Origin of the sequence: Lelliottia sp. WB101, assembly GCF_003051885.1 — a bacterium.
Classification (GTDB): Bacteria; Pseudomonadota; Gammaproteobacteria; order Enterobacterales; family Enterobacteriaceae; genus Enterobacter; species Enterobacter nimipressuralis.
The window spans coordinates 4,139,551-4,166,548 of sequence record NZ_CP028520.1 but is presented as its reverse complement, the minus strand read 5'-3'; the positions used below and the strand labels follow the sequence as shown (position 1 = coordinate 4,166,548).

The following is a 26,998-nucleotide window of genomic DNA, read 5'->3' as shown; positions in this document are numbered from 1 at the left end:
ATAAGAACAGCATGTGGGCGTTATTCATGATAAGAAATGTGAAAAAACAAAGACCTGTCAATCTGGATCTCAAAACGATCCGATTCCCCGTAACGGCAATAGCGTCCATTCTGCACCGTGTGTCCGGTGTGATCACGTTTGTGGCGGTCGGCATTCTGCTGTGGTTACTGGGTACCAGCCTCTCTTCTCCTGAAGGATTCCTCCAGGCCTCTGCCATTATGAGCAGCTTCTTCGTGAAATTTATCATGTGGGGCATTCTGACGGCGCTGGCATACCACGTTGTGGTAGGTGTTCGCCATCTGCTGATGGATTTTGGCTATCTGGAAGAAACCTTCGAAGCAGGTAAACGTTCTGCCAATATTTCATTTGTGATTACTGTCGTGCTTTCAATTCTTGCAGGAGTCCTCGTATGGTAAGCAACGCCTCCGCATTAGGACGCAACGGCGTACATGACTTCATTCTGGTCCGCGCTACTGCCATCGTCCTCACGCTTTACATCATCTACATGATCGGTTTCTTTGCGACCAGCGGCGAGCTGACGTGGGAAATCTGGAGCGGGTTCTTCGGATCTGCCTTCACCAAAGTGTTCACCCTGCTGGCTCTGTTCTCCATCCTTATTCATGCCTGGATTGGCATGTGGCAGGTGTTGACCGATTACGTTAAACCGTTAGGCGTTCGCTTGCCGCTGCAACTCCTGATTGTTGTGGCTCTGGTGGTTTACGTTATTTATGGATTTGTTGTGGTGTGGGGTGTGTGATGAAACTGCCAGTCAGAGAATTTGATGCTGTTGTGATTGGTGCCGGTGGCGCAGGTATGCGCGCGGCGCTGCAAATTTCCCAGAGCGGCCAGACCTGTGCGCTGCTCTCTAAAGTGTTCCCGACCCGTTCCCATACCGTGTCTGCGCAGGGTGGTATCACCGTCGCGCTCGGTAATACCCATGAAGATAACTGGGAATGGCATATGTATGACACGGTGAAAGGCTCCGATTACATCGGTGACCAGGACGCCATCGAATATATGTGTAAAACCGGCCCGGAAGCGATTCTGGAGCTAGACCATATGGGTCTGCCGTTCTCCCGCCTGGAAGATGGCACGATTTATCAGCGTCCGTTTGGCGGCCAGTCGAAAAACTTCGGCGGCGAGCAGGCGGCACGTACTGCGGCAGCGGCTGACCGTACCGGTCACGCGCTGTTGCACACCCTGTATCAGCAGAACCTCAAAAACCACACCACAATTTTCTCCGAGTGGTATGCGCTGGATCTGGTCAAAAACGAAGATGGCGCAGTGGTGGGTTGTACCGCGCTGTGCATCGAAACCGGTGAAGTGGTCTACTTCAAAGCCCGCGCGACCGTGCTGGCGACCGGCGGCGCAGGCCGTATTTACCAGTCCACCACCAATGCCCACATCAACACCGGTGACGGCGTTGGTATGGCGATCCGCGCAGGTGTGCCTGTGCAGGATATGGAAATGTGGCAGTTCCACCCGACCGGCATCGCCGGTGCGGGCGTTCTGGTTACCGAAGGCTGCCGTGGTGAAGGCGGTTATCTGCTGAACAAACACGGCGAGCGCTTCATGGAGCGTTATGCCCCGAATGCGAAAGACCTGGCGGGTCGTGACGTGGTGGCGCGTTCCATCATGATCGAAATCCGTGAAGGTCGCGGCTGCGACGGTCCGTGGGGCCCGCACGCGAAACTGAAACTGGATCACCTCGGTAAAGAAGTTCTGGAGTCCCGTCTGCCGGGCATCCTCGAACTGTCGCGCACCTTCGCGCACGTTGACCCGGTGAAAGAGCCGATTCCGGTTATCCCAACCTGCCACTATATGATGGGCGGTATTCCGACCAAAGTAACCGGTCAGGCGCTGACCGTGAACGAGAAGGGCGAAGACGTGGTGATTCCGGGTCTGTTCGCGGTTGGCGAAATCGCCTGCGTATCGGTCCACGGTGCTAACCGTCTGGGCGGCAACTCGCTGCTCGACCTGGTGGTGTTTGGTCGTGCGGTCGGTTTACATCTACAAGAGTCCATCGCCGAGCAGGGCGATCTGCGCGATGCCCGTGAATCGGATATCGAAGCCTCTCTCGAACGTCTCAACCGCTGGAACGGCAACCGTGATGGCGAAGATCCGGTCGAAATCCGTAAAGCGCTGCAAGAGTGTATGCAGCACAACTTCTCGGTATTCCGTGAAGGCGATGCGATGGCTAAAGGCCTTGAGCAGCTGAAAGCGATTCGTGAGCGTCTGAAAAATGCCCGTCTGGACGATACCTCCAGCGAGTTCAACACGCAGCGCGTCGAATGCCTTGAGCTGGATAACCTGATGGAAACTGCCTATGCAACGGCCGTCTCCGCAAACTTCCGCACCGAAAGCCGTGGCGCCCATAGCCGCTTCGACTTCCCGGATCGTGACGACGAAAACTGGCTGTGCCATTCCCTGTATCTGCCAGAGTCGGAATCTATGACGCGACGTCAAGTCAACATGGAACCGAAACTGCGTCCGGCGTTCCCGCCGAAGATTCGTACCTATTAATGCGGAGATAGGATAATGAAACTCGAATTCTCAGTTTATCGTTATAACCCGGATGTTGATGACGCTCCGCATATGCAGGATTACACCCTGGAAGCGGAAGAAGGTCGCGACATGATGCTGCTTGATGCGTTAATGCAGCTGAAAGAACAGGACCCAACACTGTCGTTTCGTCGTTCCTGCCGTGAAGGGGTTTGTGGCTCCGACGGCGTGAACATGAACGGCAAAAATGGCCTGGCCTGTATCACCCCGATTTCAGCGCTGCAGCGTTCAGGACAGAAAATTGTGATTCGTCCTCTGCCTGGCCTGCCGGTCGTTCGCGATTTGGTGGTGGACATGGGGCAATTCTATGCACAATATGAGAAGATTAAGCCTTACTTGTTGAATAATGGGCAAAATCCACCCGCTCGCGAGCATTTACAGTCGCCAGAGCAGCGTGAAAAACTCGATGGTCTGTATGAGTGTATTCTCTGTGCATGCTGTTCGACCTCTTGCCCGTCCTTCTGGTGGAACCCGGACAAGTTTATCGGCCCGGCTGGCCTGCTGGCCGCGTATCGCTTCCTGATTGACAGCCGCGATACCGAAACCGACAGTCGCCTTGAAGGATTAAGTGATGCTTTCAGCGTATTCCGCTGCCATAGCATCATGAACTGCGTCAGTGTATGTCCTAAGGGACTGAACCCGACGCGCGCCATCGGCCATATTAAGTCGATGCTGTTGCAGCGCAGTGCCTAAGTAATACCGCCGGATGGCGCTCCGCTTATCCGGCCTACTTTTATGTAGGCCAGTAAGCGGAACGCCACCGGGCAAAGAGACATTGTAGGAAACCTCTAAAAACTGCCCTGACAGGCAATAATTGAGGCGTTCAGAGCGAGACACGGTGCGGTTGACCGAAGTGGGTGAAAACCGCAACGACAGCGCCGCCTGAACGACGAAGATTATACAGACAGTTTTTAAAGGTTCCTTCGCGAGCCCAAGACAACATAAGAGCTCGCAGGTGAACCCCGGCACGTACACGAGGTGTGCGTGGTAGTTTCTACGGCGAAATAAGCATAAAAATGCTTAAGGGATCACGATGCAGAACGGCGCAATGAAAGCCTGGCTGGACTCTTCTTTCCTCTCTGGTGCAAACCAAAGCTGGATCGAACAGCTCTATGAAGACTTCTTAACCGATCCTGACTCAGTGGACGCTAACTGGCGTTCCATGTTCCAGCAGTTACCTGGCACTGGGGTCAAACCGGATCAATTCCATTCCAAAACACGTGATTATTTCCGTCGTCTGGCGAAGGATGCCTCACGTTACTCTTCCTCGATCTCTGACCCTGACACCAATGTGAAGCAGGTTAAAGTCCTGCAGCTCATCAATGCTTATCGCTTCCGTGGTCACCAGCATGCGAACCTCGATCCGCTGGGACTGTGGAAACAAGAACGTGTGGCGGATCTCGATCCGGCGTATCACGATCTGACCGAGGCAGATTTCCAGGAAAGCTTTAACGTCGGCTCTTTTGCCAGCGGCAAAGACACGATGAAGCTGGGAGAGCTGCTTGAGGCGCTCAAACAAACCTACTGCGGCTCCATCGGCGCAGAGTACATGCACATCACCTCCACGGACGAAAAACGCTGGATCCAGCAGCGCATTGAGTCGGTGACAGGCCACGCCAGCTTTAGCGTTGAAGAGAAAAAACGCTTCCTGAGCGAACTGACCGCAGCAGAAGGTCTGGAGCGTTACCTCGGTGCTAAATTCCCGGGTGCAAAACGCTTCTCCCTGGAAGGCGGCGATGCGTTAGTGCCGATGCTGAAAGAGCTGATCCGCCATGCGGGCAACAGCGGCACCCGTGAAGTGGTGCTGGGTATGGCGCACCGTGGGCGTCTGAACGTGCTGGTCAACGTGCTGGGTAAAAAACCGCAGGACCTGTTCGACGAATTCGCGGGCAAACATAAAGAACATCTCGGAACTGGCGACGTGAAGTACCACATGGGCTTCTCATCGGATATCGAAACGCAGGGCGGTCTGGTTCACCTGGCGCTGGCGTTTAACCCGTCGCACCTGGAAATCGTAAGCCCGGTGGTGATCGGTTCCGTGCGTGCGCGTCTGGATCGCCTGGACGAGCCAAGCAGCAACAAAGTGCTGCCAATCACCATTCACGGTGATGCGGCGGTAACCGGGCAGGGCGTCGTTCAGGAAACCCTGAACATGTCTAAAGCGCGTGGATACGAAGTGGGCGGTACCGTTCGCATCGTCATCAACAACCAGGTGGGCTTCACCACCTCGAACCCGTTGGATGCACGCTCTACGCCGTACTGTACTGACATCGGTAAAATGGTGCAGGCGCCAATCTTCCACGTGAACGCGGACGATCCGGAAGCTGTCGCTTTCGTTACCCGTCTGGCGCTGGACTTCCGTAACACCTTCAAACGCGATGTGTTCATCGACCTGTTCTGCTATCGCCGTCATGGCCATAACGAAGCGGACGAGCCGAGTGCAACCCAGCCGCTGATGTACCAGAAAATCAAAAAGCATCCGACGCCACGTAAGATCTACGCTGACAAACTGGAAGCCGACAAAATCGCGACCCTGGAAGATGCGACCGAGCTGGTTAATCTTTACCGCGATGCGCTGGATGCCGGTGAGTGCGTAGTGAAAGAGCTGCGTCCGATGAACATGCACTCCTTTACCTGGTCGCCGTACCTCAACCACGAGTGGGATGAGAGCTACCCGAACAAGGTCGAAATGAAGCGTCTGCAGGAGCTGGCTAAACGTATCAGCACGGTACCAGAAGCGATTGAAATGCAGTCCCGCGTGCAGAAAATCTACTCCGACCGTCAGTCAATGGCGTCCGGCGAGAAGCTGTTCGACTGGGGCGGCGCAGAGAATCTGGCGTACGCGACGCTGGTCGACGAAGGCATTCCGGTGCGTCTGTCCGGTGAAGATGCGGGCCGTGGGACCTTCTTCCACCGTCACGCGGTTATTCACAACCAGACCAACGGTTCAACGTACACCCCGCTGCAGCACGTGCATAACGGTCAGGGCCAGTTCAAGGTCTGGGACTCCGTGCTGTCCGAAGAAGCGGTACTGGCGTTTGAATATGGCTATGCCACCGCAGAGCCGCGCACCCTGACTATCTGGGAAGCGCAGTTCGGTGACTTCGCTAACGGTGCGCAGGTTGTTATCGACCAGTTCATCAGCTCCGGCGAGCAAAAATGGGGCCGTATGTGTGGGCTGGTGATGCTGCTGCCACACGGCTACGAAGGGCAGGGTCCGGAGCACTCCTCCGCGCGTCTGGAACGTTATCTGCAGCTCTGCGCTGAGCAGAACATGCAGGTCTGCGTGCCATCCACGCCAGCACAGGTTTACCACATGCTGCGTCGTCAGGCGCTGCGCGGTATGCGCCGTCCGCTGGTGGTGATGTCACCGAAATCTCTGCTGCGTCATCCGCTGGCGGTTTCCAGCCTGGATGAGCTGGCGAACGGGACCTTCCAGCCAGCGATTGGTGAGATTGACGAGCTGGATCCGCAGGCCGTGAAGCGCGTTGTGATGTGTTCTGGTAAGGTTTATTTCGACCTGCTGGAACAGCGCCGCAAGAAAGATCAGAAAGATGTCGCCATCGTGCGTATCGAGCAGCTTTATCCGTTCCCGCATCAGTCGGTGCAGGAAGCGTTGAAACCGTACGCACACGTGCATGATTTTGTCTGGTGCCAGGAAGAGCCGCTTAACCAGGGCGCATGGTACTGCAGCCAGCATCATTTCCGTGATGTGATTCCATTTGGGTCTGCCCTGCGTTACGCAGGTCGCCCGGCCTCCGCCTCTCCGGCGGTAGGGTATATGTCCGTTCACCAGAAGCAACAGCAAGATCTGGTGAATGACGCGCTGAACGTCGAATAATTTAAGGATACATAATGAGTAGCGTAGATATTCTTGTTCCCGACCTGCCTGAATCCGTCGCTGACGCCACGGTTGCGACCTGGCATAAAAAACCGGGCGATAGCGTTAAGCGCGATGAAGTGCTGGTAGAAATCGAAACTGACAAAGTGGTACTGGAAGTACCGGCATCGGCGGATGGCATTCTTGATGCAGTGCTGGAAGACGAAGGCACCACGGTGACCTCTCGCCAGATCCTCGGTCGCCTGCGTGAAGGCAACAGCGCGGGCAAAGAGTCCAGCGCCAAGTCTGAAAGCAAAGAGTCCACCCCGGCTCAGCGTCAGCAAGCGTCTCTGGAAGAGCAAACTAACGATGCACTCAGCCCGGCGATCCGTCGCCTGCTGGGTGAACACAATCTCGAAGCCAGCGCCATTAAAGGCACCGGTGTTGGCGGTCGTCTGACCCGTGAAGATGTGGAAAAACATCTGGCGAAAGCGCCTGCGAAAGAAGAAGCCAAAGCACCGGCGGCAGCCGCAGCAGCGCCTGCTGCACAGCCAGCGCTGGGCGCACGCAGTGAAAAACGCGTGCCGATGACGCGTCTGCGTAAGCGTGTGGCTGAGCGTCTGCTGGAAGCGAAAAACTCCACCGCGATGCTGACCACCTTCAACGAAGTCAACATGAAGCCAATCATGGATCTGCGTAAGCAGTACGGTGACGCGTTTGAAAAACGTCACGGTATCCGTCTGGGCTTTATGTCCTTCTACGTGAAAGCGGTTGTTGAAGCGCTGAAACGCTATCCGGAAGTGAATGCCTCTATCGATGGCGAAGATGTGGTCTACCACAACTACTTCGACGTCAGCATGGCGGTCTCCACGCCGCGCGGCCTGGTGACCCCGGTTCTGCGTGACGTTGATACCCTGGGCATGGCGGATATCGAGAAGAAAATCAAAGAGCTGGCGCTGAAAGGCCGTGACGGTAAGCTGACCGTTGAAGACCTGACCGGCGGTAACTTCACCATCACCAACGGTGGTGTGTTCGGTTCCCTGATGTCTACCCCAATCATCAACCCGCCGCAGAGCGCGATTCTGGGTATGCATGCCATCAAAGATCGCCCAATGGCGGTTGACGGTAAAGTGGAGATCCTGCCGATGATGTATCTGGCGCTCTCCTACGATCACCGTCTGATTGATGGTCGTGAATCTGTGGGTTATCTGGTGGCGATTAAAGAGCTGCTGGAAGATCCAACGCGTCTGCTGCTGGACGTGTAGTAGTTTTTGCCTCACCTGCCCTGTAGACCGGGCAAGCGTTGCGCTGCCGGTCTACAGGTTTGAAAAAAACGATTACCTGAAGGATGGATAGAACACATGAACTTACATGAATATCAGGCCAAACAGCTGTTTGCCCGGTATGGCTTACCGGCTCCGGTGGGTTATGCCTGTACTACCCCACGTGAAGCAGAAGAAGCCGCATCTAAAATCGGTTCCGGCCCTTGGGTAGTTAAGTGTCAGGTTCACGCTGGTGGCCGCGGTAAAGCGGGCGGTGTGAAGGTTGTGAAGAGCAAAGAAGAGATCCGCGCTTTTGCTGAACACTGGCTGGGCAAACGCCTGGTGACCTATCAGACAGATGCGAACGGCCAGCCGGTAAACCAGATCCTGGTTGAAGCAGCGACTGATATCGCAAAAGAGTTGTATCTCGGCGCGGTTGTAGACCGTAGCTCCCGTCGCGTGGTGTTCATGGCATCCACCGAAGGCGGCGTGGAAATCGAGAAAGTGGCTGAAGAGACGCCACACCTGATCCACAAAGTGGCTATCGATCCACTGGCAGGCCCTATGCCTTACCAGGGGCGCGAGCTGGCGTTCAAACTGGGTCTGGAAGGTAAACTGGTTCAACAGTTCACCAAGATCTTCATGGGCCTGGCGACGATCTTCCTGGAGCGCGATCTGGCGCTGATCGAAATCAACCCGCTGGTGATCACCACTCAGGGCGACCTGATCTGCCTCGACGGCAAACTGGGCGCTGACGGTAACGCACTGTTCCGCCAGTCCGATCTGCGTGAAATGCGCGATCAGTCTCAGGAAGATCCGCGTGAAGCGCAGGCTGCACAGTGGGAACTGAACTACGTTGCGCTGGATGGCAACATCGGCTGCATGGTTAACGGTGCGGGCCTGGCAATGGGCACCATGGACATCGTTAAACTGCACGGTGGCGAACCGGCTAACTTCCTTGACGTGGGCGGCGGCGCGACCAAAGAGCGCGTAACCGAAGCGTTCAAAATCATCCTCTCTGACGACAACGTGAAAGCCGTTCTGGTTAACATCTTCGGCGGTATCGTTCGTTGCGACCTGATCGCTGACGGTATCATCGGTGCGGTGGAAGAAGTGGGCGTGAACGTCCCGGTTGTGGTTCGTCTGGAAGGTAACAACGCTGAACTCGGCGCGAAAAAACTGGCTGACAGTGGCCTGAATATTATTGCAGCGAAAAGTCTGACGGATGCAGCTCAGCAGGTTGTTGCCGCAGTGGAGGGGAAATAATGTCCGTTTTGATTGATAAGAACACTAAAGTTATCTGCCAGGGCTTCACCGGAAGCCAGGGGACTTTCCACTCCGAACAAGCGATTGCTTACGGTACGCAGATGGTTGGCGGCGTGACGCCAGGCAAAGGCGGCACCACGCATCTGGGCCTGCCGGTGTTCAACACCGTGCGCGAAGCGGTAGAAGCGACGGGCGCAACCGCGACCGTGATCTACGTTCCGGCTCCGTTCTGCAAAGACTCTATTCTGGAAGCGATCGACGCAGGCATCAAACTGATCATCACCATTACTGAAGGCATCCCGACCCTGGACATGCTGACCGTAAAAGTGAAGCTGGATGAAGCGGGCGTTCGCATGATCGGGCCAAACTGCCCGGGCGTCATCACCCCAGGCGAATGCAAAATCGGCATCATGCCGGGCCACATTCACAAGCCAGGCAAAGTGGGCATCGTGTCTCGCTCCGGTACCCTGACCTATGAAGCAGTTAAGCAGACCACTGACTACGGTTTCGGCCAGTCCACCTGTGTGGGCATCGGCGGTGACCCGATCCCAGGCTCTAACTTCATCGATATCCTGAAACTGTTCCAGGAAGATCCGCAGACTGAAGCGATCGTGATGATCGGCGAAATCGGCGGTAGCGCGGAAGAAGAAGCTGCAGCTTACATCAAAGATCACGTCACCAAGCCGGTTGTTGGCTACATCGCGGGTGTGACGGCGCCAAAAGGCAAACGTATGGGCCACGCAGGCGCCATCATTGCCGGTGGTAAAGGCACAGCGGATGAGAAATTCGCCGCTCTGGAAGCCGCAGGTGTTAAAACCGTTCGCAGCCTGGCCGATATCGGCGAAGCGCTGAGCGCTATCATCAAGTAAATCCTCTCTGCTCTCCGCAAGGAGAGCTTTGACATAATAAATGTCCGTTTCGACATGGTTGGCCGCTGAAAAGCGGCCTTTTTTATGCCATTTATTTCTCGTTAAACCGTATACCGGCCAGGTTTTCAGTGTCGGCGTTTCGCTACCAGCGTGAAGTTGTAGTCGTCGCTATTGAATACGTTACGGCTGAACTCAAACACTCTGCCGTCTTTCAAAAACCCGCGAGAGACTTTTTCGAGGATCGGTTTTGCCGGATCGAGCGACAGGGCGGCGATCGCCTCTTCTGAAGGCATGACCGGCAACAGTTCCTGCTCGCTGCGATCGATAACCATCTTTTTGATCTGCTCAATATAGTGATATTTCGAGTTTTCCATCACCTCCCAGGTGAGGTCGGCAAACAGCGCCAGCGGCATCCAGGTCTCTTCCAGATTGACCGGTTTTTGCTTGATAAAGCGCACGCGTTTAACGTGCCAGACCTTGTCATCCGGGGCGAGCTGTAACTTTTCGGCAAGCCTTGCATCGGCTTTTATGACCTCAAACACTTTCACCTCGCTGTGGGTGTCGACGTTGCGGTCCGCCAGCTTTTCATAAAAACCGGTGAGCTGATAGATGTCGTAATTCACCCGCTCCTCTTTTACGTAAGAGCCGCTGCCCTGAATACTTTCAATAATCTGCTCTTCCGTCAGCCGCTTTAGGGCTTGCCTTATCGTCACGCGGCTGACACTGAACATCGCCTGAAGCGCTGATTCGGTGGGGAGCGCGTCACCCGGCTTCAGTTCGCCGCTGCTGATCTGTTCGCGCAAGGTGTCGGCGATCTGGCGGTACATCGGTTTCTGACTCATAAACGTCCGTTTTTGTATTGTTCAGGTAATACCATTCTTTTGAATTATGCCCTGAGTATTCGGATTGTAAATAATACAACAATAATACAAATTTAGCGGTTAAGTGAAAATGATCACATAAAGGTATCATCTGGTGTGCCAGAATCTGCCGTACATTAAAACGACAATTCTGTGAGGATCTGATGAACCTGACGACTCTGACTCATCCCCATGCAATCTTTCTGCATGCGCGATTTACCGATCGTGACGATGCGATCCGCCAGCTGGCACAGCGGCTGCACGATCTGGGAAAAATAGCCGATCCGGAGCGTTTTCTGGCTGATGTTTTACAGCGCGAAGCGCAGGGACCAACCGCGCTGGGTGAGGGGCTGGCGGTTCCGCACGGTAAAAGTGCGGCGGTGAACGAAGCGGCTTTTGCGGTCGCGACGCTGCGCAATCCGCTTGAGTGGGAGGGCGTTGATGGGCCTGAAAACGTCGAGCTGATTTTCCTGCTGGCGATCCCGCCTGCCGAAGCAGGGACCACGCACATGAAAGTGTTGACGGCGCTGACCACGCGTCTGGCCGATGATGTCTTGCGGGCACGTGTGATGGCGGCTGATACGCCCGACGCCCTGCTGGCCGCGCTGGACGAAGCACCCGAAGAGCAAACCGTGGCGCTGCTGTCAGATGCACCGACGATTGTTTGCGTCACGGCCTGCCCGGCGGGGATCGCGCACACGTATATGGCGGCGGAATACCTTGAGAAGGCCGGGCGCAAGCTTGGCGTCAATGTGATTGTCGAAAAGCAGGGGGCGAACGGCATTGAAGGGCGCTTAACGCCCCAGCAGCTCAAGGAGGCGAAGGCCTGCATTTTTGCCGCCGACGTGGCGATTAAAGATCATGAACGTTTTAACGGCATTCCTGCGCTGTCGGTCCCTGTGACCGAGCCGCTGCGCCACGCCGAAGCGCTGATCAATCAGGCGCTGGCCCTGAAAACTTCTGAGGTTCAACGGCAGCAACAACCCGACGCCGACGGGCGAAAAAGCCTGAAAGCGGAGCTGAAGCAGGCCTTGCTGAGCGGGATTTCGTTTGCCGTACCCTTGATCGTTGCAGGGGGCACGGTGCTGGCAGTGTCGGTATTACTGGCGCAAATGCTCGGTTTGCAGCACCTCTTCGATCAGGAGAATTCATGGCTGTGGATGTATCGCAAACTGGGCGGCGGGATGCTGGGCGTGTTGATGGTGCCGGTGCTCGCAGCCTATACCGCGTATTCGCTGGCAGATAAACCCGCGCTGGCCCCCGGTTTCGCGGCAGGACTTGCCGCCAACATGATTGGCTCCGGGTTTTTGGGCGCTATCGCCGGGGGTCTGATCGCGGGCTATCTGATGCGCTGGGTGAAAAATCACGTTCGTCTGAGCAATCGCTATAACGGTTTCCTGGTCTATTACCTCTATCCGGTGATAGGCACGCTCGGCGCCGGCAGCCTGATGCTGTTTGTGATCGGTGAGCCGGTAGCGTGGATCAATAACGCCCTGACTGCCTGGCTCAACGGACTGTCTGGCGCAAACGCGCTTCTGCTCGGCGCAATCCTCGGATTTATGTGCTCGTTCGATCTGGGCGGCCCGGTGAATAAAGCGGCCTACGCCTTTTGTCTGGGCGCGATGGCGAATGGGGTGTACGGCCCATACGCTATTTTTGCGTCGGTCAAAATGGTTTCTGCGTTTACCGTGACGGCCTCAACGCTCATCTCCCCGCGGCTGTTTAAACCTTTTGAAATCGAAACCGGAAAATCGACCTGGCTGCTGGGGCTGGCAGGGATCACCGAAGGGGCGATTCCGATGGCGATTGAAGATCCGCTGCGAGTGATTGGCTCGTTTGTGCTCGGCTCCCTGGTGACAGGCGCGATAGTCGGCGCGATGGGAATGGGGCTTTCCACTCCAGGGGCCGGAATTTTCTCCCTCTTTTTACTGCATCCCGCCGGACTGAGCGGCGTTGCGGCCGCAGCGGGCTGGTTTGGCGCCGCGCTGGTGGGGACCGCCATATCGACCAGCGTGCTGCTCCTTTGGCGGCGTCAGGCGGTAAAAAGCGGCAAATACATTCCCAATAGCATCATGCCTTAACTGGACAGGAAACGAAGATGAAAGCTGTATCTCGCGTTCACATCACGCCGCACATGCACTGGGACCGTGAGTGGTACTTCACCACCGAAGAGTCACGCATTTTGCTGGTCAATAATATGGAAGAGATCCTCACGCGCCTTGAGCAGGATGAGGAGTACAAATACTACGTGCTCGACGGGCAGACGGCGATTCTGGAAGATTATTTCGCGATAAAGCCGGAGAACAAAGCACGCGTCAAAGCGCTGGTGGAAGCCGGAAAGCTGATTATCGGGCCGTGGTACACCCAGACGGACACCACGATTGTTTCGGGCGAATCCATTGTGCGCAACCTGTTGTACGGAATGCGTGATTGCCTGGCCTTCGGCGAACCGATGAAAATTGGTTATTTGCCGGATTCCTTCGGCATGTCGGGTCAGCTTCCGCACATCTACAACGGGTTTGGCATCCATCGCGCGATGTTCTGGCGCGGCTGTTCTGAACGTCATGGCACCGACAAAACGGAGTTTTTGTGGCAGAGCAAAGACGGCAGCGAAGTGACGACACAGGTGCTGCCGCTGGGCTACGCGATTGGTAAGTACTTACCGGAGGACGAAGCCGGGCTGCGTAAACGGCTGGACAGTTATTTCGACGTGCTGGAAAACGCCTCGCTCACGAAAGAGATTTTGTTGCCGAACGGACACGACCAGATGCCGCTGCAGCAAAACATTTTTACGGTGATGAAGACGCTGCGGGAGATCTATCCCCAGCGGGAGTTTGTCATGAGCCGCTTCGAAGAGGTGTTTGCCCATATCGACGCTCATCGTGATGCGCTGGCGACGCTCAACGGCGAGTTTATCGACGGGAAATATATGCGCGTTCACCGGACCATCGGCTCCACGCGTATGGATATCAAAATGGCTCACGCCCGCATTGAGAACAAAATCGTCAATATTCTGGAGCCGCTCTCTACGTTGGCCTGGACGCTGGGCTTTGAGTATCACCATGGGCTGCTGGAGAAAATGTGGAAGGAGATTTTAAAGAATCACGCCCACGACAGCATCGGCTGCTGCTGTAGCGATAAAGTACACCGTGAGATCGCATCCCGTTTCGAGCTGGCGGAGGATATGGCCGACAATCTGATTCGTTTCACTTTACGTAAGATCGTCGACAACATGCCGCAAACGGATGAAGACAAACTGGTGCTGTTTAATCTTATGCCGTGGCCGCGCGAAGAGGTGGTCAATACTACCGTGCGCCTGCGCGCGAGCGCGTTCCGGCTGCTGGACGATAAAGGAAATGAAATTCCCTACTTTATCCGCGCCCGACGGGAGATCGATCCGGGCCTTATTGATCGGCAGATTGTGCATTATGGCAACTACGAGCCGTTTATGGAGTTTGATATCCAGCTGCGCCAGATTTTGCCTTCGATGGGTTATCGCACCCTTTATATCGAACCGCACGTCGCAGGAAAAATATTGCCGGGCCATGAGGCGACGACGGCGCTGCTGGAAAATGCTTTCTGGCAAATAGACCTGAATGATGACGGCACGCTGCGCCTGCGTGATAAAGACTCCGGCCTTATTTATGACCGCGTGCTGGAGATCGAAGAGAGTTCCGATGACGGGGACGAATACGACTATTCGCCGTCGCGGGAAGAGTGGCGGCTGACATCACGTGAGGCGCAGCATAGCGTCGAGGTGTTTCATGAAGCCTGGCAGAGCAGGGCGGTGATTCGAAGCCTTATGGCTATCCCGGCCAATCTGGCTGCGCGCTCTGCCCGCCGGCGAGACGGCCACCTGGGCATTGAAATTGAGGTCACGCTCAGCCATCACAGCCGACGTATCGACGTTGAGGTGCGCCTGGATAATCAGGCGGACGATCATCGGGTGCGGGTGCTCATTCCGACCCCCTTCAACACGGCAGAGGTGCTGGCAGACACCCAGTTTGGCTCGGTCGTCCGCCCCGTTCGTGATGAAGCGATGGACCGCTGGCAGGAAGAGGGCTGGAAAGAGGCACCGGTGCCGGTGTGGAACTTACTGAATTACGCTGTGTTACAGGAGGGGCGCCAGGGCATGGCGTTGTTCACCGAAGGATTACGCGAGTTTGAAATTGTCGGTGAGGAGAAGAAAACCTTTGCTCTGACGCTGCTGCGCGGCGTTGGGTTACTCGGAAAAGAGGATCTGTTATTACGCCCAGGCCGCCCCTCGGGAATAAAAATGCCGGTGCCAGATTCGCAGGTGAGGGGAGCGCTGCAGTGCCGTTTCAGCCTGTTTAACTTTTGCGGAACGCCTCTTAATGCGGGCGTTGCCCAGCAGGCCAGGGCCTGGCTGACGCCGATCCAGTGCTATAACAAAATCCCGTGGGATGCGATGAAGCTTAACAAAGCCAGCGTCGTCACTCCTGCGACCTACAGCTTATTGACCATGTCTCCCGTTGGCTGCCTGGTGGGGGCGTTGAAAAAAGCCGAAGATCGCGATGAGATTATCCTGCGGGTGTTCAATCCTTCCGAATCGGTTTGTTGTGATACCTCGTTCAGCTTCAGCCGTGAGATCAGCCGCTGTGCTGAAACGGGAATGGATGAAGAGATTCAGAAGGGCGATAGGGTCGTCAACGGGACGGCTGAAACCCTGCGGCCCTGCCAGTCCAGAACCTTTAGCATCAAACTTGCCTAAAAACCCGGCGAACGAATCAAAGGTCACATTTTTGTGACCTTTTCGTTTTCTAAATAGTCACGCCGTGGTGTTAATTTAAAGATTAATAAAAGTAAAATAGATGTTTCCGCTTCGACTGAAAACATCGCGATGGAAAGTCACGTTAAAGCAGCTATCCTTAAGTGTTTGTCAGTGAAAATGACCAGACGGCAAACAGCGTTAAAAAAAATCACTTCAATTTATTTTCATCTCTGTATTTGATAACCATCACCTTGCTTAAATCTACATGTCATTAACATTGATTTTACTATGGCTACTGCATTTAAACACCATTAACATAAAGTCGCGTTTTTGATTTAAATCAATGTTTAATGCTTGGAAAAACACCTCAAAAGGCGCTAAATTGTCGGCGATCAAACTGGCTGAAAATGTGTAAATTCGCTATATATTGATCACCGTCGTAAAACGTAAATCTCCTTCAATAAAAACCTGTTTATTGTAAGGGCTTTGCAGCGTATTATATTCGCGGGATCAATTAGAGTTTTTTCTTAACGTATTTGTAACCTTTCATCATGACTTTTTCCTCTAGTGAAGAAAATAAGTCACGACGAAGGGAACAGATAACTTTGTATTGGGGCATGTGTGTGAACCCGTCTCAGGGATTCACTCTCGGAGTCTTCATGCGATGAGCAAGGAGTCATGATGTTAGATATAGTCGAACTGTCGCGCTTACAGTTTGCCTTGACCGCGATGTACCACTTCCTTTTTGTGCCACTGACGCTCGGTATGGCGTTCCTGCTGGCCATCATGGAGACGGTCTACGTCCTTTCCGGCAAACAGATTTATAAAGATATGACCAAGTTCTGGGGCAAGTTGTTTGGTATCAACTTTGCACTGGGCGTGGCGACCGGCCTGACCATGGAGTTCCAGTTCGGGACTAACTGGTCTTACTATTCTCACTATGTTGGGGATATCTTCGGTGCGCCGCTGGCCATTGAAGGTCTGATGGCCTTCTTCCTCGAATCCACCTTTGTAGGTCTGTTCTTCTTCGGTTGGGACCGTCTGGGTAAAGTTCAGCACATGGCAGTGACCTGGCTGGTGGCCTTAGGCTCCAACCTGTCCGCACTGTGGATCCTGGTCGCTAACGGCTGGATGCAGAACCCGATCGCGTCTGATTTCAACTTTGAAACCATGCGTATGGAGATGGTCAGCTTTGCCGAGCTGGTCCTGAACCCGGTTGCTCAGGTGAAATTCGTTCACACTGTGGCCTCGGGTTATGTCTGCGGCGCGATGTTCGTTCTGGGCATCAGCTCCTACTATATGCTGCGCGGTCGTGACTTCGCTTTCGCCAAGCGCTCCTTTGCCATCGCGGCAAGCTTCGGTATGGCGGCAATCCTGTCTGTTATCGTGCTGGGTGATGAATCCGGTTACGAAATGGGTGACGTACAGAAAACCAAACTGGCGGCTATCGAAGCCGAATGGGAAACTCAGCCAGCTCCGGCGGCGTTTACCCTGTTTGGTATTCCTGACCAGGATGCGCAGGAAAACCGTTTTGCTATTCAAATCCCTTACGCCCTCGGCATCATCGCCACCCGTTCTGTTGATAAGCAGGTGACGGGCCTGAAAGATCTGATGGTGCAGCACGAAGAGCGTATCCGTAACGGTATGAAAGCGTACGGGCTGCTGGAGCAGCTGCGTTCAGGCTCTACCGATCAGGCTGTTCGCGATCAATTCAATGACGTGAAGAAAGACCTGGGTTACGGCCTGCTGCTGAAGCGTTATACCCCGAATGTGTCTGATGCGACTGAAGCACAGATTCAGCTGGCAACCAAAGACTCCATTCCACGCGTTGCGCCGCTGTACTTCGCGTTCCGTATCATGGTCGGTTGCGGCATCCTGATGCTTCTGATTATCGCGGCCTCCTTCTGGTCTGTGATTCGTAACCGTATCGGCCAGAAAAAATGGCTGCTTCGTACCGCGATGTACGGTATTCCATTGCCATGGATTGCTATCGAGTCCGGCTGGTTTGTTGCGGAGTATGGCCGTCAGCCATGGGCGATAGGTGAGGTGCTGCCAACGGCAGTGGCTAACTCATCCCTGACTGCGGGAGACCTGATTTTCTCCATGCTGCTGATTTGTGGTCTGTACACCCTGTTCCTGGTGGCCGAACTGTTCCTGATGTTCAAGTTCGCACGCCTTGGCCCGAGCAGCCTGAAAACCGGTCGCTATCACTACGAGCAGTCCAACGTGGCTACTCAGCCGGCACGCTAAGACAGGAGTCGTCAAATGATCGATTATGAAGTATTGCGTTTTATCTGGTGGCTGCTGGTCGGTATCTTACTGATTGGTTTTGCGGTCACGGACGGTTTCGACATGGGGGTGGGCATGCTCACCCGTTTCCTCGGTCGTAATGACACCGAGCGTCGAATCATGATCAACTCCATCGCCCCGCACTGGGACGGTAACCAGGTGTGGCTGATCACCGCGGGCGGCGCACTGTTTGCCGCCTGGCCGATGGTCTACGCGGCTGCGTTCTCCGGCTTCTATGTGGCGATGATTCTGGTGCTGGCATCCTTGTTCTTCCGTCCGGTCGGTTTTGACTACCGCTCGAAGATCGAAGATACCCGCTGGCGCAACATGTGGGACTGGGGCATCTTCATCGGTAGCTTCGTGCCACCGCTGGTGATTGGCGTGGCGTTCGGCAACCTGTTGCAGGGCGTTCCGTTCCACCTCGATGAGTATATGCGTCTGTACTACACCGGTAACTTCTTCCAGCTGCTGAACCCGTTTGGCCTGCTGGCGGGCGTGGTGAGTGTGGCGATGATCATTACTCAAGGTGCCACGTATCTGCAGATGCGTACGGTGGGTGAACTGCACCTGCGCTCCCGTGCCACCGCGCAGGTTGCGGCGCTGGTAACACTGGTCTGCTTCGCGCTGGCAGGTGTTTGGGTCGTATACGGTATTGATGGTTATGTGGTGACGTCTGCTATCAACCATGCTGCGCCGTCTAACCCGCTGACCAAAGAAGTTGCGCGTCAGGCAGGGGCATGGCTGGTGAACTTCAACAGCACTCCTGCGCTATGGGCTATCCCGGCTCTGGGTGTGTTGCTGCCGCTGCTGACGGTCCTGACCTCTCGTCTTGAGAAAGGCGCCTGGGCATTCGTGTTCTCTTCACTGACGCTGGCATGCATCATCCTGACTGCGGGCATTGCAATGTTCCCGTTCGTCATGCCATCCAGCACCATGATGAATGCGAGCCTGACCATGTGGGATGCGACGTCAAGCCAGTTGACGCTTAACCTGATGACGTATGTTGCTTGCGTGTTCGTACCGATTATCCTGCTCTACACCACCTGGTGTTACTGGAAAATGTTCGGTCGTATCACGAAAGAAGACATCGAAAGCAACACTCATTCCCTGTACTAAGTAAGGAGCTGAATATGTGGTATTTCGCATGGATTTTGGGGACGCTTCTTGCCTGTGCATTTGGTGTCATTACCGCGCTGGCGCTTGAGCATATCGAAGCGACCAAAACCGGTGAAGAAAAGCACTGATGATGAATGTTATCGCAAAGCTATATGCGGTAATGGACAAGCGCCCGCTAAGGGCGCTTTCCTTAGTGATGGCATTACTGCTGGCAGGCTGTATCTTCTGGGACCCGTCGCGCTTTGCGGCGAAGACGAGCGAACTGGAAATCTGGCATGGTTTCTTAATCATGTGGGCAGTTTGCGCGGGCGTCATTCACGGTGTGGGCTTTCGCCCGAAAGCCGTTCACTGGCAAGGCATTTTCTGCCCGCTGGTCGCTGATATTGTGCTTCTCGCCGGACTTGTTTTTTTCTTTAGCTGAATAAGAACTGTCCGTTAATCCTATGGGCTTACTCGAGCCCATAAAAATTTACTCTCCGTTTACTTTCCCCCATTCCAAACCATCATTCCCGCGCGTATAGTAGCGAAGTTTAAAAGCTCTAACTTTTGTTGCATTACCAGGATGTAAAGTGAATACAACGCTGTTTCGATGGCCGGTTAGGGTCTACTACGAAGATACCGATGCCGGGGGTGTGGTCTACCACGCCAGCTACGTTGCTTTTTATGAACGGGCACGCACTGAGATGCTGCGCCATCATCACTTCAGTCAGCAGGTTTTGTTGGCTGAGCGAGTTGCCTTCGTGGTACGCAAGATGACGCTGGAGTATTTTGCACCCGCCAGACTCGACGATATGCTCGAAGTCCAAACGGAAATAACATCAATGCGCGGGACCTCACTGGTTTTCACGCAGCGGATCGTCAACGCAGAGAACACAGTACTGAACGAAGCAGAAGTCCTGATTGTTTGTGTTGATCCACTCATCATGAAGCCTCGTGCGCTTCCTAAGTCTATTGTCGCGGAGTTTAAGCAGTGACTGACATGAATATCCTTGATTTGTTCCTGAAGGCTAGCCTTCTGGTTAAACTTATCATGTTGATTTTGATTGGTTTTTCAATCGCATCCTGGGCAATCATTATCCAGAGAACCCGTATTCTTAACGCTGCTGGCCGTGAAGCCGAAGCCTTTGAAGATAAATTCTGGTCTGGTATTGAGCTTTCTCGTTTGTATCAGGAAAGCCAGGGGCGCCGTGATAACCTTTCAGGCTCCGAACAAATTTTCTATAGCGGTTTCAAAGAGTTCGCTCGCCTCCATCGCGCAAATAATCATGCGCCTGAAGCGGTCGTTGAAGGGGCATCGCGTGCCATGCGCATCTCGATGAACCGTGAGCTGGAATCACTTGAAACACACATCCCGTTCCTTGGCACGGTAGGTTCCATCAGCCCGTATATCGGTCTGTTTGGTACCGTGTGGGGGATCATGCATGCCTTCATCGCACTGGGTGCGGTTAAACAGGCTACGCTGCAAATGGTTGCACCGGGCATCGCAGAAGCACTGATCGCGACCGCAATCGGTCTGTTCGCCGCAATTCCGGCAGTTATGGCGTATAACCGACTGAACCAGCGAGTGAACAAACTGGAACTGAACTACGACAACTTCATGGAAGAGTTCACTGCGATTCTGCACCGTCAGGCGTTTACCAGCACCGAGAGTAACAAGGGGTAAACCATGGCCAGAGCGCGTGGACGAAATCGTCGCGAACTTAAGTCCGAAATCAATATTGTACCGTTGCTGGACGTATTGTTGGTGCTGCTGCTGATCTTTATGGCGACAGCGCCAATCATCACCCAGAGCGTGGAAGTTGATCTGCCGGATGCGACAGAATCACAGGCGGTAAGCAGCAATGATGAACCTCCGGTTATCATTGAGGTTTCCGGCGTGGGGCAATATAGCGTTGTGGTAGAGAAAGATCGCATGGATCAGCTGCCGCCTGAGCAGGTTATTGCTGAAGCGCAGCGTCGCCTGACGTCGAATCCGAAAACGGTCTTCTTAATCGGTGGCGCCAAAGATGTGCCTTACGATGAAATAATTAAAGCGCTGAACTTGCTACATAGCGCGGGTGTTAAGTCGGTAGGCTTGATGACGCAACCGATTTAATTCTCTGCACAGTTTTTGGGAACCGATAGTGTCAAAGGCAACCGAACAAAACGACAAGCTTAAGCGAGCGATTATTATCTCCGCGGTGCTGCATGTGATTCTCTTTGCAGCGCTGATCTGGAGTTCGTTCGATGAGCATATTGACGCGTCAGCCGGCGGCGGTGGAGGCTCTTCCATCGACGCCGTCATGGTGGACCCAGGCGCGGTAGTGCAAAACTATAATCGTCAGCAACAGCAGCAGGCGAGTGCAAAACGGGCAGAAGAGCAGCGTGATAAACAGGCGCAACAGCAAGCCGAGGAGCTGCGTGAAAAGCAGGCCGCGGAGCAGGAGCGTCTGAAGCAGCTCGAGAAAGAACGTTTGCAGGCGCAAGAAGCGGCGAAGGAGCAGGCAGAACAGCAGAAGCAGGCTGAAGCTGCGGCCCAGAAAGCACAAGAGCAGCAAAAGCAGGCAGAAGAAGCGGCGGCCAAATCCGCTGCGGATGCCAAAGCAAAAGCGGACGCTCAGGCAAAACAAGCTGCTGACGCGGCGAAGAAAGCCGCTGCTGATGCTCAAAAAGTCGCAGAAGCGGAAGCCGCGAAGAAAGCCGCCGCCGACGCGCAGAAAAAAGCGGAAGCAGAAGCCGCCAAGAAAGCTGCTGCCGACGCACAGAAGAAAGCAGAAGCGGAAGCCGCGAAGAAAGCAGCCCAGGAAGCGGAGAAGAAAGCCGCTGCTGATGCTGCGAAGAAAGCGGCTGCAGCAGAGAAGGCCGCTGCTGAAAAAGCCGCCGCTGCTGAGAAGGCTGCGGCCGACAAAAAAGCCGCTGCCGCTGAAAAAGCTGCTGCAGATAAGAAAGCCGCTGCCGATAAAGCAGCAGCCGCTAAAGCCGCCGCAGCCAAAAAAGCGGCAGCAGAGAAAGCGTCGGCATCTGATGTTGACGACCTTTTCGGTGACCTGAGTTCAGGTAAGAATGCGCCGAAATCGGGCGGTGGGGCGAAAGGAAACGGCCAGCCAGCTAAAGACAGCGGAACGAGTGGGGCGAATGGTGGTGCATCGGGTGCGGACATCAGTGCTTACGCCTCGCAAATCCGTACTGCTATTCAGAGCCGTTTATACGGCGCTGATCTGTACGCCGGTAAATCTTGCGTCTTGCATATCAAGCTTGCGCCAGATGGACTGCTACTGGACGTAACCCAGGAAGGGGGCGATCCAGCGTTATGTCAGGCTGCTTTGACGGCTGCCAAAACGGCCAAAATTCCTAAACCGCCTTCACAGGCTGTTTATGAGAAGGTAAAAGATGCCAAACTGGACTTCAAACTGTGATGTTTTCCCGCTCAAAGTGGGAAATACAGGCTAAGGTTTGATGCTGGGGACGGGTAGTTTTGTCTATTTGAGTTTGTTAACATTCTGCTAAATTATCGTGGGTAACGTTACCCAGATAAGGGAGATATAATGAAGCAGGCATTACGTGTAGCAGTAAGTTTCTTTATGCTGTGGGCAGCCATGCTGCACGCAGAGGTACGCATCGAGATCACCCAAGGGGTGGACTCTGCGCGTCCAATTGGCGTTGTTCCGTTCCAGTGGGCTGGCCCTGGTGCTGCCCCTGAAGACGTTGGCGGCATTGTGGCGGCTGACTTGCGTAACAGCGGCAAATTCAATCCCTTAGATCGTTCTCGTTTGCCACAGCAGCCGGGTACCGCTCAGGAAGTTCAACCGGCAGCCTGGTCTGCGCTCGGTATTGATGCCGTGGTAGTGGGTCAAGTGACTCCAAATCCGGACGGTGGCTACACAGTGGCTTACCAGCTGGTTGATACTGGCGGCGCTCCAGGTACTGTTCTGGCGCAGAACTCGTATAAAGTGAACAAGCAGTGGCTTCGCTACGCGGGTCACACTGCGAGTGATGAAGTGTTCGAGAAGCTGACCGGTATTAAAGGTGCCTTCCGTACCCGTATCGCCTATGTGGTTCAGACCAACGGCGGCCAGTTCCCGTATGAACTGCGCGTCTCTGACTACGACGGCTACAACCAGTTCACCGTGCACCGTTCACCACAGCCGCTGATGTCTCCGGCCTGGTCTCCGGACGGTTCGAAACTTGCTTACGTGACCTTCGAAAGCGGTCGCTCTGCGCTGGTGATTCAGACTCTGTCCAACGGCGCTGTGCGTCAGGTTGCTTCGTTCCCGCGTCACAACGGTGCGCCAGCGTTCTCACCTGATGGGACTAAACTGGCATTTGCTCTGTCTAAAACAGGCAGCCTGAACCTGTACGTGATGGATATCGGCTCCGGCCAGATTCGCCAGGTCACAGATGGTCGCAGCAACAACACTGAACCTACCTGGTTCCCGGACAGCCAGAACCTGGCGTTCACGTCTGACCAGGCCGGTCGTCCTCAGGTGTACAAAGTCAATGTAAATGGCGGTGCACCGCAGCGCATCACCTGGGAAGGTTCACAGAACCAGGATTCTGATGTAAGCAGTGACGGTAAATTTATGGTAATGGTCAGCTCTGCTGGTGGCCAGCAGCACATTGCCAAACAAGATCTGGTAACGGGTGGCGTGCAAGTTCTGTCGTCAACGTTCCTGGATGAAACGCCGAGTCTGGCACCTAACGGCACGATGGTAATCTACAGCTCTTCTCAGGGGATGGGATCTGTGCTGAATCTGGTTTCTACAGATGGGCGTTTCAAAGCGCGTATTCCGGCAACTGATGGACAGGTAAAATCACCTGCCTGGTCGCCGTATCTGTAAATAATAATTAATTGATTACTAAAGGAATCATAGAAATGCAACTGAACAAAGTGCTGAAGGGGCTGATGATCGCTCTGCCTGTAATGGCAATCGCGGCGTGTTCTTCCAACAAGAATGCAAGCAACGACCAGAGCGGCGAAGGCATGATGGGTGCCGGCACTGGTATGGACGCTAACGGTAACGGCAATATGTCTTCTGAAGAGCAAGCGCGTCTTCAGATGCAGCAGCTGCAGCAGAACAACATTGTTTACTTCGATCTGGACAAGTATGACATCCGTTCTGACTTCGCTGCGATGCTGGATGCGCACGCAAACTTCCTGCGTAGCAACCCATCTTACAAAGTCACCGTAGAAGGTCATGCTGACGAACGTGGTACTCCTGAGTACAACATCTCCCTGGGTGAGCGTCGTGCGAACGCCGTTAAGATGTACCTGCAGGGTAAAGGCGTTTCTGCTGACCAGATCTCCATCGTTTCTTACGGTAAAGAAAAACCTGCAGTACTGGGTCATGACGAAGCGGCTTACTCCAAAAACCGTCGTGCCGTACTGGTTTACTAAGAGAATTGCATGAGCAGTAACTTCAGACATCAACTCTTGGGTCTGTCGTTACTGGTTGGAATAGCGGCCCCCTGGGCCGCTTTTGCTCAGGCACCAATCAGTAGTGTCGGCTCCGGCTCGGTCGAAGACCGTGTCACTCAACTCGAGCGTATTTCTAACGCTCACAGTCAGCTTTTAACCCAACTCCAGCAGCAGCTCTCTGATAACCAAAACGATATTGATTCTCTCCGTGGTCAGATCCAGGAAAGTCAGTATCAGTTGAATCAGGTTGTCGAGCGTCAGAAGCAGATCCTGTTGCAGATCGACGGCATGAGTAACGGCGGCGCTGCAGCGCAACCCGCGGCAGGCGATCAGAGCGGGGCGGCGACAGCCACTCCGGCACCGGCAGCAGATGCGTCAGCTTCGACAGGCGCGCCTGTACAGAGCGGTGACGCAAACACTGACTACAACGCAGCTATTGCCCTGGTGCAGGATAAATCGCGTCAGGACGATGCCATTGCGGCGTTTCAGAACTTCGTGAAAAAGTACCCTGACTCAACTTATCAGCCAAATGCGAATTATTGGCTTGGTCAGTTGAACTACAACAAGGGTAAAAAGGATGATGCGGCGTTTTATTTTGCCTCTGTGGTAAAAAATTACCCAAAATCGCCTAAAGCCCCTGATGCCATGTTTAAGGTCGGCGTCATCATGCAGGATAAAGGCGACAGCGCGAAAGCGAAGGCCGTTTATCAGCAGGTGGTCGCGAAGTACCCAGGCACCGAAGGTGCGAAACAAGCGCAAAAACGTCTTGGATCGATGGGTTGAGTGTCGCATGACCAGAAATCGCGTTATTTCTGGTCGTGCCGCCTGATTCGTAAGCAGTTAAGTGATCTTCGTCGAAATTTTTGTTGCGCTGAATTCTTAAATCAGTAATATATGCCGCCGTTGCCAAGGGATATCGAACAGCCCGAAAGCCGCGAAAAAAGTGGGTCGTTAGCTCAGTTGGTAGAGCAGTTGACTTTTAATCAATTGGTCGCAGGTTCGAATCCTGCACGACCCACCACTTAAGATTTTCCTGTAGTGCCCTGTAGTACGGCGTTGGGTGATTAGCTCAGTTGGTAGAGCACCTCCTTTACACGGAGGGGGTCGGCGGTTCGAGCCCGTCATCACCCACCATCGGGTCGTTAGCTCAGTTGGTAGAGCAGTTGACTTTTAATCAATTGGTCGCAGGTTCGAATCCTGCACGACCCACCAATACTACAAAATTCAGGCAACACCCGAATGGGTCGTTAGCTCAGTTGGTAGAGCAGTTGACTTTTAATCAATTGGTCGCAGGTTCGAATCCTGCACGACCCACCAGCCTGAATAAAAATTTGCAAGTCCCGAAAGGGGTCGTTAGCTCAGTTGGTAGAGCAGTTGACTTTTAATCAATTGGTCGCAGGTTCGAATCCTGCACGACCCACCAATGTAGAAAGGCGCCCTAAAGGCGCCTTTTTGCTATGTGCGATTCGGCAGGATTTTGATATGCGCGATTCGGCAGGATGAGAACCTGCTGCAGGTTCGGGTCGAACGCAGTGAGACACCGGAGCCGTTTGCGGCGACGGCCCGAAGGGCGAGCGAAACGAGTCATCCTGCACAACCCACCAGTGTAGAAAGGCGCCCTAAAGGCGCCTTTTTGCTATCCAAATATTGTGACTTTTTTCCCTCAACGCGCTATCTTGTTTAGTATACAAAACACAATTGTCGTACCTTTCGTTCATAACGCAAAAGAGAGACATTATTGTTAAGCCAGTAAAACGAGAAGCAATGATGAGCGTGATGTTTGATCCTGAAGCCGCAATCTATCCTTTCCCGCCTAAGCCCGTGCCTTTAAACCGGGACGAAAAACAGTTCTACCGTGAAAAAATAAAGCGCCTGCTGAAGGAGCGGGATGCGGTAATGGTCGCACATTACTACACCGATCCCGAAATCCAGCAACTGGCCGAAGAGACAGGCGGTTGTATCTCCGATTCTCTTGAAATGGCGCGCTTTGGTGCGAAACATCCAGCCTCGACGCTGCTGGTGGCTGGCGTTCGCTTTATGGGCGAGACGGCAAAGATCCTCAGCCCGGAAAAAACCATTCTGATGCCTACGCTCAATGCGGAGTGTTCTCTGGATTTAGGCTGTCCGATCGACGAATTCAGCGCGTTTTGCGATGCCCATCCGGACAGAACCGTCGTTGTTTACGCCAACACCTCCGCCGCTGTCAAAGCGCGTGCAGACTGGGTGGTCACCTCCAGTATCGCCGTTGAACTCATTGAGCATCTGGATAGTCTCGGGCAGAAGATCATCTGGGCGCCGGACAAACATCTGGGCAACTACGTGCAGAAGCAAACTGGCGCGGATGTGTTGTGCTGGCAGGGGGCGTGTATTGTGCACGACGAATTTAAAACTCAGGCGCTGGCACGCATGAAAGCCCTCTATCCTGACGCCGCGATCCTTGTCCACCCGGAGTCACCTCAGTCGGTAGTCGATATGGCTGATGCGGTGGGGTCCACCAGCCAGCTGATCAACGCCGCGAAAACTCTGCCGCAGCAGAAGCTGATCGTCGCTACCGATCGCGGCATCTTTTATAAGATGCAGCAGGCGGTTCCGGACAAAGAGCTGTTCGAAGCCCCAACAGCCGGAGAGGGCGCCACGTGCCGCAGCTGCGCGCATTGCCCGTGGATGGCGATGAATGGCCTGAAGGCGATTGCTGAAGGGCTGGAGTCAGGCGGTGCGGCACATGAGATCCATGTGGACGCTGCGTTGCGTGAGGGGCGTTAATTCCTCTTAACCGTATGCTCGATTTTGCGGCTACACTACGCTCCTGAGATGAGATAACGCGTAT

The 26,998-nt window shown here is 54.2% G+C and carries 22 protein-coding genes, 5 tRNA genes, 1 other RNA gene and 1 pseudogene; 28 read left to right on the top strand and 1 reads right to left on the bottom strand.

Annotated features, from left to right (window positions below; translation table 11 throughout):
- Positions 1–11 precede the first annotated feature (11 nt).
- From sdhC to sucD, 8 genes are all read left to right on the top strand, one after another.
- Complete coding sequence (gene sdhC, locus DAI21_RS20230; protein WP_164971833.1) at positions 12–416, top strand: succinate dehydrogenase cytochrome b556 subunit; 405 nt, start codon at positions 12–14, stop codon at positions 414–416.
- Positions 410–757 carry a succinate dehydrogenase membrane anchor subunit gene (gene sdhD, locus DAI21_RS20225; protein WP_100777177.1) on the top strand — a complete coding sequence of 116 codons (348 nt, stop codon included), beginning with the start codon at positions 410–412 and terminating at the stop codon, positions 755–757. Before sdhC ends, sdhD begins: the two co-directional genes overlap by 7 nt.
- Positions 757–2,523 (top strand): succinate dehydrogenase flavoprotein subunit, encoded by a 1,767-nt coding sequence (gene sdhA / locus DAI21_RS20220; protein ID WP_107704024.1) that lies wholly within the window; start codon positions 757–759, stop codon positions 2,521–2,523. The genes sdhD and sdhA overlap by 1 nt, the downstream gene beginning before the upstream one ends.
- 15 nt (positions 2,524–2,538) lie before the next feature.
- The gene (locus DAI21_RS20215; RefSeq protein ID WP_100777175.1) at positions 2,539–3,255 is read left to right on the top strand and encodes a succinate dehydrogenase iron-sulfur subunit; all 717 of its coding nucleotides are present in this window, start codon (positions 2,539–2,541) and stop codon (positions 3,253–3,255) included.
- Between the two features lie 340 nt (positions 3,256–3,595).
- Positions 3,596–6,403, top strand: coding sequence for a 2-oxoglutarate dehydrogenase E1 component (gene sucA / locus DAI21_RS20210; protein WP_100777174.1), 2,808 nt, complete (start codon positions 3,596–3,598; stop codon positions 6,401–6,403).
- Between the two features lie 14 nt (positions 6,404–6,417).
- On the top strand, positions 6,418–7,647 hold the full coding sequence (odhB, locus tag DAI21_RS20205; protein WP_100777173.1) for a 2-oxoglutarate dehydrogenase complex dihydrolipoyllysine-residue succinyltransferase: 1,230 nt from the start codon (positions 6,418–6,420) through the stop codon (positions 7,645–7,647).
- 96 nt (positions 7,648–7,743) lie between these two features.
- Positions 7,744–8,910 (top strand): ADP-forming succinate--CoA ligase subunit beta, encoded by a 1,167-nt coding sequence (sucC, locus tag DAI21_RS20200; RefSeq protein ID WP_059355295.1) that lies wholly within the window; start codon positions 7,744–7,746, stop codon positions 8,908–8,910.
- The gene (sucD, locus tag DAI21_RS20195; protein WP_095281274.1) at positions 8,910–9,779 is read left to right on the top strand and encodes a succinate--CoA ligase subunit alpha; all 870 of its coding nucleotides are present in this window, start codon (positions 8,910–8,912) and stop codon (positions 9,777–9,779) included. The genes sucC and sucD overlap by 1 nt, the downstream gene beginning before the upstream one ends.
- 125 nt (positions 9,780–9,904) lie before the next feature.
- Here the strand turns inward: sucD and DAI21_RS20190 are convergent, their stop codons facing one another.
- On the bottom strand, positions 9,905–10,621 hold the full coding sequence (locus DAI21_RS20190; protein WP_107704023.1) for a GntR family transcriptional regulator: 717 nt from the start codon (positions 10,619–10,621) through the stop codon (positions 9,905–9,907).
- Between the two features lie 182 nt (positions 10,622–10,803).
- Here DAI21_RS20190 and mngA point away from each other — a divergent pair, with 182 nt between their 5' ends.
- The 20 genes and pseudogenes from mngA to nadA all read left to right on the top strand — a co-directional run bounded on the left by mngA (position 10,804) and on the right by nadA (position 26,981).
- Positions 10,804–12,720, top strand: coding sequence for a PTS 2-O-a-mannosyl-D-glycerate transporter subunit IIABC (gene mngA / locus DAI21_RS20185; RefSeq protein WP_107704022.1), 1,917 nt, complete (start codon positions 10,804–10,806; stop codon positions 12,718–12,720).
- Between the two features lie 17 nt (positions 12,721–12,737).
- A complete protein-coding gene (mngB, locus tag DAI21_RS20180; protein WP_107704021.1) occupies positions 12,738–15,371 on the top strand; it encodes a mannosylglycerate hydrolase in 2,634 nt (877 codons plus the stop codon).
- A 681-nt stretch (positions 15,372–16,052) separates the two neighbouring features.
- Positions 16,053–17,621 (top strand): cytochrome ubiquinol oxidase subunit I, encoded by a 1,569-nt coding sequence (gene cydA, locus DAI21_RS20175; protein ID WP_100777169.1) that lies wholly within the window; start codon positions 16,053–16,055, stop codon positions 17,619–17,621.
- Between the two features lie 15 nt (positions 17,622–17,636).
- On the top strand, positions 17,637–18,776 hold the full coding sequence (cydB, locus tag DAI21_RS20170; RefSeq protein ID WP_107704020.1) for a cytochrome d ubiquinol oxidase subunit II: 1,140 nt from the start codon (positions 17,637–17,639) through the stop codon (positions 18,774–18,776).
- A 14-nt stretch (positions 18,777–18,790) separates the two neighbouring features.
- Positions 18,791–18,904 carry a cytochrome bd-I oxidase subunit CydX gene (cydX, locus tag DAI21_RS20165; protein WP_095281280.1) on the top strand — a complete coding sequence of 38 codons (114 nt, stop codon included), beginning with the start codon at positions 18,791–18,793 and terminating at the stop codon, positions 18,902–18,904.
- Positions 18,905–18,906: 2 nt separating this feature from the next.
- Positions 18,907–19,197: a cyd operon protein YbgE gene (ybgE, locus tag DAI21_RS20160; protein WP_100780748.1), complete on the top strand. Its 291-nt coding sequence runs from the start codon at positions 18,907–18,909 to the stop codon at positions 19,195–19,197.
- Positions 19,198–19,345: 148 nt separating this feature from the next.
- Positions 19,346–19,750, top strand: a complete 405-nt coding sequence (gene ybgC, locus DAI21_RS20155; RefSeq protein WP_032617092.1) for a tol-pal system-associated acyl-CoA thioesterase — start codon at positions 19,346–19,348, stop codon at positions 19,748–19,750.
- Positions 19,747–20,439, top strand: coding sequence for a Tol-Pal system protein TolQ (gene tolQ, locus DAI21_RS20150; protein ID WP_100777167.1), 693 nt, complete (start codon positions 19,747–19,749; stop codon positions 20,437–20,439). Before ybgC ends, tolQ begins: the two co-directional genes overlap by 4 nt.
- Positions 20,440–20,442: 3 nt before the next feature.
- Positions 20,443–20,871 (top strand): colicin uptake protein TolR, encoded by a 429-nt coding sequence (gene tolR / locus DAI21_RS20145; RefSeq protein WP_100777166.1) that lies wholly within the window; start codon positions 20,443–20,445, stop codon positions 20,869–20,871.
- A gap of 28 nt (positions 20,872–20,899) precedes the next feature.
- Positions 20,900–22,171, top strand: coding sequence for a cell envelope integrity protein TolA (tolA, locus tag DAI21_RS20140; protein WP_102105252.1), 1,272 nt, complete (start codon positions 20,900–20,902; stop codon positions 22,169–22,171).
- Positions 22,172–22,300: 129 nt separating this feature from the next.
- Positions 22,301–23,593, top strand: a complete 1,293-nt coding sequence (gene tolB, locus DAI21_RS20135; protein WP_107704019.1) for a Tol-Pal system beta propeller repeat protein TolB — start codon at positions 22,301–22,303, stop codon at positions 23,591–23,593.
- A 35-nt stretch (positions 23,594–23,628) separates the two neighbouring features.
- The gene (gene pal, locus DAI21_RS20130) at positions 23,629–24,150 is read left to right on the top strand and encodes a peptidoglycan-associated lipoprotein Pal (RefSeq protein ID WP_003858578.1); all 522 of its coding nucleotides are present in this window, start codon (positions 23,629–23,631) and stop codon (positions 24,148–24,150) included.
- Positions 24,151–24,159: 9 nt separating this feature from the next.
- On the top strand, positions 24,160–24,954 hold the full coding sequence (gene cpoB, locus DAI21_RS20125) for a cell division protein CpoB (RefSeq protein ID WP_107704018.1): 795 nt from the start codon (positions 24,160–24,162) through the stop codon (positions 24,952–24,954).
- A 162-nt stretch (positions 24,955–25,116) separates the two neighbouring features.
- Positions 25,117–25,192, top strand: a tRNA-Lys gene (locus DAI21_RS20120).
- 37 nt (positions 25,193–25,229) lie between these two features.
- Positions 25,230–25,305, top strand: a tRNA-Val gene (locus DAI21_RS20115).
- A gap of 2 nt (positions 25,306–25,307) precedes the next feature.
- Positions 25,308–25,383: transfer RNA gene (locus tag DAI21_RS20110), tRNA-Lys, on the top strand.
- A gap of 29 nt (positions 25,384–25,412) precedes the next feature.
- A tRNA-Lys gene (locus DAI21_RS20105) sits at positions 25,413–25,488 on the top strand.
- A 30-nt stretch (positions 25,489–25,518) separates the two neighbouring features.
- Positions 25,519–25,594: transfer RNA gene (locus DAI21_RS20100), tRNA-Lys, on the top strand.
- 56 nt (positions 25,595–25,650) lie between these two features.
- A non-coding RNA gene (locus DAI21_RS20095) (RtT sRNA) lies at positions 25,651–25,775 on the top strand.
- A gap of 163 nt (positions 25,776–25,938) precedes the next feature.
- Positions 25,939–26,981 (top strand): annotated as a pseudogene (gene nadA / locus DAI21_RS20090) (quinolinate synthase NadA).
- Positions 26,982–26,998 lie beyond the last annotated feature (17 nt).

What these genes read in the sequence shown, in the direction of transcription:
- ybgE (WP_100780748.1), top strand. Translation starts at nt 18,907, where the DNA reads ATGAATGTTATCGCAAAGCTATATGCGGTAATGGACAAGCGCCCGCTA.
- mngB (WP_107704021.1), top strand. Translation starts at nt 12,738, where the DNA reads ATGAAAGCTGTATCTCGCGTTCACATCACGCCGCACATGCACTGGGAC.
- DAI21_RS20190 (WP_107704023.1), bottom strand. Translation starts at nt 10,621, where the DNA reads ATGAGTCAGAAACCGATGTACCGCCAGATCGCCGACACCTTGCGCGAA.
- cydB (WP_107704020.1), top strand. Translation starts at nt 17,637, where the DNA reads ATGATCGATTATGAAGTATTGCGTTTTATCTGGTGGCTGCTGGTCGGT.
- sdhA (WP_107704024.1), top strand. Translation starts at nt 757, where the DNA reads ATGAAACTGCCAGTCAGAGAATTTGATGCTGTTGTGATTGGTGCCGGT.
- odhB (WP_100777173.1), top strand. Translation starts at nt 6,418, where the DNA reads ATGAGTAGCGTAGATATTCTTGTTCCCGACCTGCCTGAATCCGTCGCT.
- cydA (WP_100777169.1), top strand. Translation starts at nt 16,053, where the DNA reads ATGTTAGATATAGTCGAACTGTCGCGCTTACAGTTTGCCTTGACCGCG.
- sucD (WP_095281274.1), top strand. Translation starts at nt 8,910, where the DNA reads ATGTCCGTTTTGATTGATAAGAACACTAAAGTTATCTGCCAGGGCTTC.
- sucC (WP_059355295.1), top strand. Translation starts at nt 7,744, where the DNA reads ATGAACTTACATGAATATCAGGCCAAACAGCTGTTTGCCCGGTATGGC.
- cpoB (WP_107704018.1), top strand. Translation starts at nt 24,160, where the DNA reads ATGAGCAGTAACTTCAGACATCAACTCTTGGGTCTGTCGTTACTGGTT.
- sdhD (WP_100777177.1), top strand. Translation starts at nt 410, where the DNA reads ATGGTAAGCAACGCCTCCGCATTAGGACGCAACGGCGTACATGACTTC.
- cydX (WP_095281280.1), top strand. Translation starts at nt 18,791, where the DNA reads ATGTGGTATTTCGCATGGATTTTGGGGACGCTTCTTGCCTGTGCATTT.
- tolB (WP_107704019.1), top strand. Translation starts at nt 22,301, where the DNA reads ATGAAGCAGGCATTACGTGTAGCAGTAAGTTTCTTTATGCTGTGGGCA.
- mngA (WP_107704022.1), top strand. Translation starts at nt 10,804, where the DNA reads ATGAACCTGACGACTCTGACTCATCCCCATGCAATCTTTCTGCATGCG.
- pal (WP_003858578.1), top strand. Translation starts at nt 23,629, where the DNA reads ATGCAACTGAACAAAGTGCTGAAGGGGCTGATGATCGCTCTGCCTGTA.
- sdhC (WP_164971833.1), top strand. Translation starts at nt 12, where the DNA reads ATGTGGGCGTTATTCATGATAAGAAATGTGAAAAAACAAAGACCTGTC.
- sucA (WP_100777174.1), top strand. Translation starts at nt 3,596, where the DNA reads ATGCAGAACGGCGCAATGAAAGCCTGGCTGGACTCTTCTTTCCTCTCT.
- tolR (WP_100777166.1), top strand. Translation starts at nt 20,443, where the DNA reads ATGGCCAGAGCGCGTGGACGAAATCGTCGCGAACTTAAGTCCGAAATC.
- DAI21_RS20215 (WP_100777175.1), top strand. Translation starts at nt 2,539, where the DNA reads ATGAAACTCGAATTCTCAGTTTATCGTTATAACCCGGATGTTGATGAC.